Source organism: Streptomyces pyxinicus (genome assembly GCF_024753135.1).
Taxonomy (GTDB): Bacteria; Actinomycetota; Actinomycetes; order Streptomycetales; family Streptomycetaceae; genus Streptomyces; species Streptomyces pyxinicus.
On sequence record NZ_JANUGP010000001.1, the window covers coordinates 499,515 to 510,937 of the forward strand.

Annotated in this window: 10 protein-coding genes; 2 read left to right on the forward strand and 8 right to left on the reverse strand. The window is 71.9% G+C overall.

From position 1 onward, the window contains the following. Positions 1–9: 9 nt before the first annotated feature. From NX794_RS02155 to NX794_RS02165, 3 genes are all read right to left on the reverse strand, one after another. Positions 10–495, reverse strand: a complete 486-nt coding sequence (locus NX794_RS02155; RefSeq protein WP_258776290.1) for a MaoC family dehydratase — start codon at positions 493–495, stop codon at positions 10–12. Continuing rightward, positions 492–1,466, reverse strand: a complete 975-nt coding sequence (locus tag NX794_RS02160) for a hypothetical protein (protein ID WP_258776291.1) — start codon at positions 1,464–1,466, stop codon at positions 492–494. The genes NX794_RS02155 and NX794_RS02160 overlap by 4 nt, the downstream gene beginning before the upstream one ends. An 88-nt stretch (positions 1,467–1,554) precedes the next feature. Further along, entirely contained in the window at positions 1,555–2,478 is a 924-nt protein-coding gene (locus NX794_RS02165; RefSeq protein WP_258776292.1) for a VOC family protein, read from the reverse strand. Between the two features lie 199 nt (positions 2,479–2,677). Between NX794_RS02165 and lplAB the strand changes: the two genes are divergently transcribed. Then, positions 2,678–3,742, forward strand: coding sequence for a lipoate-protein ligase LplAB (gene lplAB, locus NX794_RS02170; protein ID WP_258776293.1), 1,065 nt, complete (start codon positions 2,678–2,680; stop codon positions 3,740–3,742). A 188-nt stretch (positions 3,743–3,930) separates the two neighbouring features. Continuing rightward, positions 3,931–4,614, forward strand: a complete 684-nt coding sequence (locus tag NX794_RS02175; protein ID WP_258776294.1) for a hypothetical protein — start codon at positions 3,931–3,933, stop codon at positions 4,612–4,614. Between the two features lie 29 nt (positions 4,615–4,643). Here NX794_RS02175 and NX794_RS02180 read toward each other — a convergent pair whose 3' ends face one another. From NX794_RS02180 to NX794_RS02200, 5 genes are all read right to left on the reverse strand, one after another. Continuing rightward, positions 4,644–6,170 (reverse strand): NCS1 family nucleobase:cation symporter-1, encoded by a 1,527-nt coding sequence (locus NX794_RS02180; protein ID WP_258776295.1) that lies wholly within the window; start codon positions 6,168–6,170, stop codon positions 4,644–4,646. A gap of 134 nt (positions 6,171–6,304) precedes the next feature. Further along, the gene (locus tag NX794_RS02185) at positions 6,305–7,324 is read right to left on the reverse strand and encodes a TIGR03842 family LLM class F420-dependent oxidoreductase (protein ID WP_258776296.1); all 1,020 of its coding nucleotides are present in this window, start codon (positions 7,322–7,324) and stop codon (positions 6,305–6,307) included. Between the two features lie 11 nt (positions 7,325–7,335). Continuing rightward, a complete protein-coding gene (hydA, locus tag NX794_RS02190; protein ID WP_258776297.1) occupies positions 7,336–8,739 on the reverse strand; it encodes a dihydropyrimidinase in 1,404 nt (467 codons plus the stop codon). A 58-nt stretch (positions 8,740–8,797) separates the two neighbouring features. Beyond that, positions 8,798–9,640: a nitrilase-related carbon-nitrogen hydrolase gene (locus NX794_RS02195; RefSeq protein ID WP_258776298.1), complete on the reverse strand. Its 843-nt coding sequence runs from the start codon at positions 9,638–9,640 to the stop codon at positions 8,798–8,800. 155 nt (positions 9,641–9,795) lie between these two features. Next, complete coding sequence (locus tag NX794_RS02200) at positions 9,796–11,409, reverse strand: PucR family transcriptional regulator (RefSeq protein ID WP_258776299.1); 1,614 nt, start codon at positions 11,407–11,409, stop codon at positions 9,796–9,798. Positions 11,410–11,423 lie beyond the last annotated feature (14 nt).

Below are 11,423 nucleotides of genomic sequence, written 5' to 3' on the forward strand. Positions count from 1 at the left end.
TGAGCGGGGCTAGCGACGCAGCAGGTACTTGTGCTGTCCCGACAGCACGAGTTCGCCGCGCTGGTTGTGGATGGTGGCCGCCGTGACCACGACACCGGTGTCCCCGTCGGGTTCCAGCCCGGTGATGGTGAGGGCCGGGTACAGGGTGTCCCCGGAGTGCACTTCCGCCAGGAAGGTGCAGGACACCTCCAGGAAGCTGATGAACACGTCACCGATGAGGTGCGGGAAGAGTGTGGCCCCGGGGGCGGTGAAGGCCAGCACCTGGAGACCGTGCACCACGGGTGCCGAGTGTCCCCGCTTGCGGGCCCATTCGACGTCGTAGTGCACCGGGTGGTTGTCCGCGGAGACCGTCTGGAACGCGGCGGCGTGGGCGTCCGTCAGGGTCCGGCTGGGGGCGCGGAAGACCTCACCGACGCGCAGGTCCTCGAACGTCCTGGCCGGTACGACGAGGAACGTGTCCGGGTCGAAGCCGGCCGGGTCCGCCGAGTGGGTCACCGCTCGCCCCGCTTGACGCGGGCGGCGAGGAGGTTGGGGTCGTCGCCGGTGAAGTAGGCGCCGCTGGCGATGTAGGCCGTGCCGCCCCGTACGGCGATGGACGTCGGGTTGTCCAGGCCGTCGGCGGCGGTGAGCACGGTCGTGTGGCCGCCGTCGGCCCCGACCAGGGCGACCTCGTTGTCCTTGTTGACGGCCGCGAGCAGGGTGTCGCCGGTGCCGGTGAAGTCGAAGTCGTCGATGCCGGCCAGCCCGGTGGCCCGGGTCGCCACCGGCCCGGCGCCGCCACGGCATGTGACGGGGATACGCAGCACGGTGCCCTTGTCGAGGTTGGAGACCCAGACCGCGCCGTGGTGGATCTTGAGGCCGTTGGCTCCCAGGAACCCCGCGGGCTCCAGCTCGGGTGCGGTGGCCCAGCGCGTGGGCGTGCCCCCCGTGGCCGGCACCCGCCAGACGGTGCCCAGGACCGAGTCGGCGACGTACAGCAGACCGCTCCGCTGGTCGAGGGCGAGGCCGTTGGGCACGCCCTCGGCCGGGAGCGCGGCGACGCGCTGTGGCGTGCCACCGGGCCGCAGGCGCCACACCCCGGTCAGATCAGCGGTTCCGGTGGCGTAGAGGAAGTACAGGGTGCCGTCCTCGGCCCGGACGATGCCGCCGAGGAACGGTGAGGTCAGGACGGGGGTGGCGGACCCGGCCGGGGGCGCCGGCAGGGTGGCGAGGACATGGGTCCGGCCGTCGGGGGTGATACGGGCGACCTGGCGGGAGAAGGCGAAGGTGACGTCCGCGGCGCCGCCGGGCTCCAGGGTGACGTTCTCCGGTCGCTGCCCGGCGCCGGCGTCCAGGTGCGCCACGAAGCGCACGTCCGACACCGGGCCGGAGGCGGCGGCCGCCGGGCCCGAGACGGTGACGGCGAGGGCCGCCGCGGTGGCCGCGGCCAACAGGCTGATCTGTGCCCTTGCCTTGGTTCTGGGCATTGCGGTGTTCCTTCCTTCGGTTACGTACAGGGGTGGGCCCCGGCGAGGGCTCGGGCAGTGCCGGATCGCCGCGCCGGAAGCGGTCGGATCAGCGGTCGTCGCGCTGGTGCAGCTCGGCCACGTATCCGCCGGGGAACCGCACCATGGCGTGGGAGCGGCCGTGGGCGGCGTAGGGTCCCCACAGCACCCGCGCTCCGGCCGCCTCGGCCTTGCGCAGCGTCGCCGCGAGGTCCGTCACCGCGTAACCGGTGGTCTCCCGGCCGAACGGGTAGGGCAGGTGGCCGTCGGTGACGCTGACGACCGTGTTGCCGAACGGTGAGCGGAGGGCGACGCGCCGGTAGGTGCCCTCGGGCAGACCGATGTCCGCACCGTTCGCGGTCCGGTCGTCGGAGACGATCCGGCCCCCGGTGAACCGCAGGTAGGAACGGAGGAATCCGTCCGCCGAGTCGGGCGTCAGATAGACGCGGTTGTCCGGCACGGTCTCCAGGGGTGCGTACGACGGTGTCTTGGTGTGCCAGTACAACTGCGCGTTGACGCCACCCGGGAACTGGACGATCGCGTCCTTCCCGATGGGGTCGTCGAAGGGCGCGACGAGGAGGTGCGCCCCGCTGCGCCGCGCCTGCCGGACGCCCTTGTCGAAGTCGCTCATGAGCCAGCCCGTGCGCTCCGCGCCGAACGGGTACGGCGCGGGCGTCCGGAAGTCGAAGACGGACAGGGTGCCCACGGGTGAGAGGACCAGTTCCGACTCGGTCTCACTGGGCGTCGGTGTGACGTTCGTGACGACCTTGGCCGTGTGCGTGCCGCCGAACGTCGCCCCCCAACTGGCGACGAACGCGTCCACGGCGCCGGGGGTGACATAGACGTGGGTGGTGTCGTACTGAGGGCCGACGGCGGTCGTCGGCGCCGTCGCCTCGGCCGCCTCGCCCTCGGCGGAGGACGGCGCCCCGGCTCCGAGCACGCTCAGCGCCACCAGTAACGCGGGCAGCGTCCATGCCATCGCTCTGCGCTTCATTCCGGTTCCCTTCGGTCGACACCAACTGACCCGAAAGGTAGGTGCCGGACGCGGGCCCGATCATGCTGACAGCGTCCCGCTTGTTGACTCTCAGCGAACAGTGCGAGCCGGCCGGCCGGAGGACGTCACGGCGCCGCGGGAACTCGGCCGCCGCCCCTCGCGTTGATCACGCAGAAGGGGAAGAACGGAGGCCCAGGCTGTGCACGGTGAGTACAAGGTGCCCGGTGGCAAGCTCGTCGTCGTGGATGTGGACGTCGCGGACGGCGTGCTGAGCGGTGTGCGGGTGGCGGGTGACTTCTTCCTGGAACCGGACGAGGCGCTGGACGCGGTGAACGGCGCGCTGGAGGGCGCCCCGGCGGACACGGACGCGGCGGGGCTGGCCGCGCGGATCGACGCGGCGCTGCCGCCGGGGACGGTGATGTACGGGCTGACCTCGGAGGGCGTGGGCGTCGCGGTGCGGCGGGCGCTCGCCCACGCGACGGACTGGACGGACTACGCCTGGCAGCTCGTCCACGAGGGCCCGCAGCCCCCGGCCCTGCACATGGCGCTTGACGAGGTGCTGACCGCCGAGGTGGCCGCGGGCCGGCGCCCGCCGACGCTGCGGGTGTGGGAGTGGGCGGCCCCGTCGGTGATCATCGGCAGCTTCCAGTCGCTGCGCAACGAGGTCGACCCCGAGGGCGTCGCCCGGCACGGCATCGAGGTGGTGCGGCGGATCTCCGGCGGCGGCGCGATGTTCGTGGAGCCCGGCAACACCATCACCTACTCGCTGTCCGTGCCCGAGGCGCTGGTGCACGGCCTGTCGTTCCAGGACAGCTACGCGTACCTGGACGACTGGGTGCTCGGCGCGCTCGGCGACATGGGCATCCGGGCCTGGTACCAGCCGTTGAACGACATCACCACCGACCAGGGCAAGATCGCGGGCGCGGCCCAGAAGCGGGTCGTCGGCCCCGGTGGCGGCCCGGGCGCGGTGCTGCACCACGTGACGATGTCGTACGACATCGACGCCGACAAGATGGTCGAGGTGCTGCGGATCGGCCGGGAGAAGCTCTCCGACAAGGGCACCCGGAGCGCGAAGAAGCGGGTGGATCCGCTGCGCCGGCAGACGGGGCTGCCGCGCGAGACCGTCATCGACCGGATGATCGACTCCTTCCGGGCGCGGTACGGCCTGGTGCCCGGCAAGGTCACGGCGGAGGAGCTGGCCCGCGCGGAAGAACTGGCCGGAGCCAAGTTCGCCTCTCCGGAGTGGACGGCGAGAGTGCCGTGAGGGGGAGGAGAGGCGGCGGCCGGGAGACCCGTCAGAAGGGGCAGATCCGTACGTCGTGATCGCGCTCTCGTGACCGCCCGGGTACGCAGCGAGTTCGCCCTTCCGCCCACAGGTTGTCGTGTGAGACTGTCGTCCCCCGTCCACCCTGCGGACCTCTTCCGCACCTCCTCCCCCACGAGAAGTGCGCCGTGCGTTCTCTTCCTCTGCCGCTCGCCCTGACCGCGCGTCTGACGCCGGTCGTGGTGCTCGCCTGCGCCGGCTGGGCCATGTCCTCCGGTCCGGCGGCGCCGCCCGCCGCCGCGCAGCGCCCCTCCGAGCGGGGGGCGTCGACCGCGCCCTCCGGGGCCCCGTCGGCCACGGCCTCGGCCACGGCGAAGAAGTACGGCAGCGCGCCCTCGCCCTGCTCCAGCGTGCCCGTGGCCACCGTCGAGGCGCTGGTGCCCGGCGCGAAGACGGCCGGCAAGGAGATCCCCTCCACGGACACCGACCTGCGCCGCACCTGCTCCTGGAACGCGCTGCACGGCTACGACTACCGCTGGCTCGACATCTCCTTCGAGGTCGCCGACTCCGCGCAGGACGCCAAGCAACAGTTCGAGACGCGGGTCGGCGAGAAGAAGGGCGGCGGGGACGTCCCGGGGCTCGGGGACGCCGCCTACTCGGTCGTGAACCTCACCACCGAGGACAAGCAGCAGACCCGCGAGGGCCTGGTCATGGCCCAGGTCTCCAACGCCCTGGTGGTCGTCACCTACAGCGGCAGCGACTTCGAGTCCAAGAAGGCGCCGGACACGGACGAGATCAACAAGGGCGCCATCAAGGCGGCCCGGAGCGCGGTCGGCGCGCTGGGCGGCGGGCAGGGCGGCGGGCAGGACTGAACCCCGCCGCCCCACCCGCTGGCGGTCGTTCAGTCCGCCTGCCGGGTGCGGCCCGTCAGCGCGGTCAGGGCCAGGTACAGCATCAGGGAGGTGCCGAGGCCGACCGCCCAGCCGTAGTCGGCCAGTGGGGACAGGGCCGGGATGGGCCGCCCGTCCAGCAGGGGCTTGAAGCTGGCGCCGCCGACGGCGAGGACACCGCCCGCCAGGAAGGCCAGCACCGCCCGCCAGTTCCAGCCGGCCGTGTACCAGTAGCGGCCCCCTGCGCGGTAGAGGTCGGCGAGGTCGAGGCGGGTGCGGCGCAGCAGCCAGTAGTCGGCGATCAGGATGCCCGCGACCGTGCCGAGCAGACCGCCGACCAGGCCGAGCCAGGTGAAGATGTAGCCCTGCGGGTCGGAGTAGAGCTTCCACGGGAAGATGAGCACCGCGAGGACGGCGGTGATCAGCGCGCCGGTGCGGAAACTCACCTTGCGCGGCGCGACGTTGGAGAAGTCGAAGGCCGGGGAGACCAGGTTGGCCGCGATGTTCACGGACAGGGTGGCCACCAGGACCGTGACGAGGGCGTAGAGCAGTCCGGCCACGTTGTCCGTCTTGGCGGCGAGCTGGACCGGGTCCCAGATCGGCGCGCCGTACACCGCCTGGGAGCCGGAGGTGACGAGGACGGACAGGAACGCGAAGAGGGTCATCGTGGTCGGCAGGCCGAGGGCCTGGCCCCGGGTCTGGGCCTTCTGGCTGCGGCCGTAGCGGGTGAAGTCGGGGATGTTCAGGGACAGTGTGGACCAGAAGCCGATCATGCCCATCAGGGAGGGCCAGAACAGCTTCCAGAAGTCGCCGCGCCAGCCCAGCTTGGACGGCTGGTCGAAGAGCGGGCCGACACCGCCGGCCTTGTCGCTCATCCACCACAGCATGACCAGCGCGCCGACGATCACGAAGGGCGCCGCCCAGTTCTCGAAGCGGCGGATGGTCTCCATGCCCCGGTAGATGATCGCGACCTGGATCGCCCAGAAGACGGCGAAGGACAGCCACATGGTCCAGGCGTGGCCGCCGATGTGCGAGGCGTTCGCCCAGCCGTCGCCGATCAGCTTGCCGGCGAGGAAGAAGATCGCCTCGCCGCCGATCCAGGTCTGGATGCCGAACCAGCCGCAGGCCACCAACGCCCGTACGACAGCGGGCAGGTTGGCGCCGCGCACACCGAAGGAGGCGCGGGCGAACACCGGGAAGGGGATGCCGTACTTGGGTCCGGCGTGCCCGGTGAGCAGCATCGGGACGAGGACGACCAGGTTGGCGAGCGCGATGGTGAGCACGGCCTGTTTCCAGTCCATGCCCACCGCGATCAGCCCGGAGGCGAGGGTCCAGGAGGCGGTGTTGTGGGCCATGCCGACCCACAGGGCGGAGAAGTTGTACGTCGTCCAGGTGCGCCCCGCCGCGGGGACCGGGAGGAGATCCTCGTTGGCGTAGGGGCCGCTGGGCGGAGGTGTGCCGGGGGCGAGTTCCACGCGCCCGTCGGGCAGGGTGACCTGGCGGGAGATCGGTATGGCCGCGGGAGTGGTGTCGGTCATGGGCTGGCCAATCGGGGAGAGCGGGTACGGGAATGGCCGTCGCGGGCGCCGGCCCCTCCCCGGGGACGGCGGGGAGGGGTGACCAGGAGGGGCGTGGGGGGCGCGAACCGGGCTGCTGGCTCCGGGAGTTGCGGTCAGGAGTTGACGGCGGGGATCACCTCGCTGCCGTAGGCGTCGATGGTGGCCTCCTGCGCGTCGTGCATGTCGTACAGCGCGAACTGGTCGACGCCCAGGGCGCGGAGCGCGTTCAGTTTCTCGATGTGCCGTTCGGGCGGGCCGATCAGGCAGAACCGGTCCACGATCTCGTCGGGCACGAACGCGGTGTCCGGGTTGCCGCTGCGGCCGTGGTGGGCGTAGTCGTAGCCCTGCCGGGCCTTGATGTAGTCGGTGAGTTCCTCGGGGACCTGGGCGGAGTGCTCGCCGTACTTGGCGACCAGGTCGGCGACGTGGTTGCCGACCATGCCGCCGAACCAGCGGCACTGCTCGCGGGCGTGGGCGAGGGCCTCGGGCGAGTCGTCCTCGGTGACGTAGGCGGGGGCGGCGACGCAGACGGCGACCTCGGCGGGGTCGCGGCCGGCGGCGACGGCGGCCTCCTTGACGGCCTTCACCATGTACTCGGTGAGGTAGAGGTCGGCGAGTTGGAGGATGAAGCCGTCGGCCTCCTCGCCGGTCATCTTCAGCGCCTTCGGGCCGTAGGCGGCCATCCACACGGGCACCTCGGCGCCTTCTCCGACCCAGGGGAAGCGGATCTTGGTCCCGCCGAGGTCGGCCTCGTCGCCGCGACCGAGGGCGCGGATGACCTTCATGGCCTCGCTGATCCGGGCGAGGGTGTTGGGTGCCCGGCCGGCGACGCGCATCGCGGAGTCGCCGCGGCCGATGCCGCAGACGGTGCGGTTGCCGAACATGTCGTTGAGGGTGGCGAAGGTGGAGGCGGTCACCTCCCAGGTGCGGGTGCCCGGGTTGGTGACCATGGGGCCGACCTTCAGCCGCTCGGTCCGGGCGAGGATCTGGCTGTAGATCACGAACGGTTCCTGCCAGAGCACGGCGGAGTCGAAGGTCCAGCCGTAGTGGAAGCCGTTGCGCTCGGCCCGCCGCATCAGGCTGACGACGCGGGAGGCGGGCGGGTCGGTCTGCAGGACGAGTCCGAAGTCCATGGGCGCCACTCCTAGATGAGGTACTGACAGGTGGAGCGCGGGGTGAAGACGCCGTGCCCGGCGTGGCCGGTGTACTCCCGCTCGGTGATGACGGGTACGCCGCGCGAGAGGACCGTCTCGACCCGGCCGGTGACCCGCTTGCCCTCGTAGGCGGAGTAGTCGACGTTCATGTGGTGGGTCTCGGCGGAGATGACCTGCTCGGCACGCGGGTCGTAGACGACGACGTCCGCGTCCGCGCCGGGCGCGATGGTGCCCTTCTTCGGGTACAGGCCGAACATCCGGGCCGGGGTGGCGCAGGCGATCTCGATCCAGCGGCGGCGCGAGATACGGCCCTCGACGACGGCCTGGTGGAGCAGGTCCATGCGGTTCTCCACCCCGGGCAGCCCGTTGGGGATCTTGGAGAAGTCGCCCCGGCCCAGCTCCTTCTGGCCGCTGAAGCAGAACGGGCAGTGGTCGGTGGACACCACCTGGAGATCGTTGGTGCGCAGGCCCTGCCACAGCCTGGCCTGGTGGTCCTTGGGCCGCAGCGGGGTGCTGCACACGTACTTGGCGCCCTCGAAGTCCGGTTCGGCAAGGTTGTCGGTGGACAGGAACAGGTACTGCGGGCAGGTCTCCCCGAACACGTTCAGCCCGTCGTCGCGGGCCCGGGCCAGCTCGGCCACCGCCTCCGTCGCCGAGACGTGCACCACGTACAGCGGAGCCCCGGCGACCTGGGCGAGCCGGATGGCGCGGTGGGTCGCCTCGGCCTCCAGCAGGGCCTTGCGCACCTCGCCGTGGTAGCGCGGGGCGGTCTCGCCGCGGGCGAGGGCCTGTTCCACGAGCACGTCGATGGCGATGCCGTTCTCGGCGTGCATCATGATCAGGCCGCCGTTCTCGGCGGCGCGCTGCATGGCCCGCAGGATCTGGCCGTCGTCGGAGTAGAAGACGCCCGGGTAGGCCATGAACTGCTTGAAGGAGGTGACGCCCTCCTCGACCAGCAGGTCCATCTCCTTCAGCGTCTCCGGGTTCACGTCGGAGACGATCATGTGGAAGCCGTAGTCGACGGCGCAGTTGCCCTCGGCCTTGGCGTGCCAGGCGTCCAGGCCCTGGCGCAGGGAACCGCCGACGGTCTGGATGGCGAAGTCCACGATGGTGGTCGTACCGCCCCAGGCGGCGGCGCGGGTGCCGGTCTCGAAGGTGTCGGAGGCGTAGGTGCCGCCGAACGGCATCTCCATGTGGGTGTGGCCGTCGACCCCGCCCGGGATGACGTACTTCCCGGTGGCGTCGATGGTCCGCTCGGCGGTGAAGGCCTCGGCGGCGGGGGTGCCGGAGGCGGCGAGGGCGGCGATACGGCCGTCCTCGATCAGGACGTCGGCGTGGATCTCGTCGGCTGCGGTGATGACGAGACCGCCGCGGATGACGGTACGGCGGCTCATGGTCGCTCTCCTTCGTGCTCGGCGGCGGGTGGTGCCGGGGGCCGGCAGCGGCCCTGGGCTACGGCGCGGTCAGGGGGCCGTAGGCGCCCGGGGCGCGGTCGCGGTAGAACTGCCAGCGGTCGCGGACCTCGCGGAGTTTGGCCAGGTCCAGGTCGCGTACGACGAGTTCGGCCTCCTTGTCGCTCGCGACCTCGCCGACGAACTGGGCCTCGGGGTCCACGAAGTAGGTGGTGCCGTAGAAGTCGTTGTCGCCCAGGTCCTCGACGCCGACCCGGTTGATCGCGCCGACGAAGTACTCGTTGGCGGCGGCCGCCGCGGGCTGCTCCAGCTGCCACAGGTAGCGGGAGAGGCCCCGGGAGGTGGCCGAGGGGTTGAAGACGATCTCGGCGCCGGCGAGGCCCAACGCCCGCCAGCCCTCCGGGAAGTGGCGGTCGTAGCAGATGTAGACGCCGATCCGGCCGACGGCGGTGTCGAAGACGGGCCAGCCGCTGTTGCCGGGGCGGAAGTAGAACTTCTCCCAGAATCCCCGAACTTGGGGGATGTGGGTCTTGCGGTACTTGCCGAGGTAGCTGCCGTCCGCGTCGATCACCGCGGCGGTGTTGTACAGCACGCCCGGCTGCTCCTCCTCGTACATCGGCAGGACGAGGACGATGCCCAGTTCGCGGGCGAGGGACTGGAAACGCCGGACGGTCGGGCCGTCGGGGATCCGCTCGGCGTACTCGTAGAAGGCCTTGTCCTGGACCTGGCAGAAGTAGGGGCCGTAGAACAGCTCCTGGAAGCAGAGGACTTGGGCGCCCTGGGCGGCGGCGTCGCGGGCCGCCTGCTCGTGGACCTGGATCATCGATTCCTTGTCGCCGGTCCAGGCGGTCTGGAAGAGGGCGGCACGGATCACTCGGCTCATCGGGACCTCCGGTAGCTCGGTGTGCCGTGAGCCTAGGAAGCCGGGAGAGCGCCTTTGAGTGGCAGTGTGTCACGTCCCCGGGCGGTCGGCGTGCCACCGTGTCACGTGTGCGTGGGCCCATGTTTCACCGCCGTTTTCCCAGGTCGTCGCTTGTTTCACCGCTGTTGCGCGTCGTGCGCGAGCAGGGCGATGTGTACGGAGGCCGCCTGTTCGAAGTCGTCCAGGTCCACGCCGAGGCGGCCCTGTATGGCCTCCAGGCGACGGTAGAGGGCGGGCCGGGAGACATGGTGGAGCTGGGCGGTGCGGGACTTGTTGCGGCCGGTCGCGAGGTAGGTGCGCAGCACGCCCAGCAGCTCCGGGTCGGCGTCGCACAGCAGCCCGTCCAGCTCCCGTTCGGCGAAGGACTGCACATGCGGGTCGTCCCGCAACAGCCGTACCAAACCGCGCAGATGGACGTCCTTGAGACGGACGACGGCCGGCAGGTCGAGGGCGGTGGCGGAGTCGGCCACGGCGTCGGCGACATGCCGGGCCTCGCGCAGTCCGGCGGGCACGTCGTCCCAGGCGGTGCGCGGGTCGGCGGCGGCGACGACCGTGGCGGGCGCGCCGGTCTCGGTGCGCAGCCGGGCCGCGAAGTGCGCGGTGAGCTGCGCGGCGTGCTGGTCGCGGGGCAGGCTGAGCAGGACGGCGGTCGCGTCGCCGGCGAGTTCCGCGACCAGGCCCGGCAGTCCCAAGAGCCGCAGCACCCGGCCGAGCGGTGCCGGGTCCGCGCCCGGTACGACGAGCGGGACGAAGGTGCGCCGGTTGACCGGCAGCCCGGCCGCCCGCGCCCGGGGCAGCAGTTGCCGGGCCGGTACGACACCGGAGACCAGGTCGGTCAGCAGGCTCTGCGCGGACTGCTCCTCCCAGGTGGGCGCGGCGCCGCCGAGCATGCGGTGCAGGACCAGCGCCTCGGCGGCCCGGTCGGCGAGCAGCCGTCCGGTGGCGGTGTCGCCCCGGTAGCCGCACAGCAGCAGGCCGCCCCAGCGCTCCCCGCGTCCGCCCAGTTCGGCGTGGATCCAGCCGTCTTCCGCGCCGGCGCCGGCCTGCCGGGCGACGCGTTCCCAGTCGCGCAGCACGTCGTCCACCGCGGGCCGTTCACCGGCGGTGGCGAGGACCCGGTGGGCGAGGTTGGTGACGACCACCGGGCAGCCGCTGTGCTGGGCGATCTCGTCGAGCAGCCGGTGCAGCGGGGCCCCGGCGGTGATCAGCGCGGTGAGGGCGGTGCGGACGGTCTCCGAGAGGCTGACGGCGGCGAACTTGCGCCGTACCAGGCGGCTCTGCACCTCCTCGGTCAGCTCGGCGAAGGGGAACGGCCGGTGCAGGACGATCATGGGCAGCCCGCACCGCTCGGCGGCCCGGCGCATCGCCTCGGGCGGCGCGGGGAAGGCCCGCCCGAGGCCGAGGACCACGGCGGCGGCCTCGGCCCGGTGCAGGGACTGGATGTACTCGGCCTGCTTGGCCTCGTCGCCGGCGAGCAGCACGCCGGTGGTGAGCACCATCTCGCCGCCGGTGAGCATCACGCCGACGTCGGCGGCCTCGGCGACGTGCACCCAGCGCACCGGCCGGTCCAGCTGCCCGGCGCCGGCCACCACCTCGGGCTCCCCGGCCAGCACCCGTTCCAGGGTGAGCACCTGGCGGACCGAGAGGGCGGGCTCCGACGACGCGAAGGACGCGGAGGACGTGAAGGACACGGTGGAGGCGGTGGACCGGGACTCCGGGATGGTGGTCATGGCCGAACCCCCAG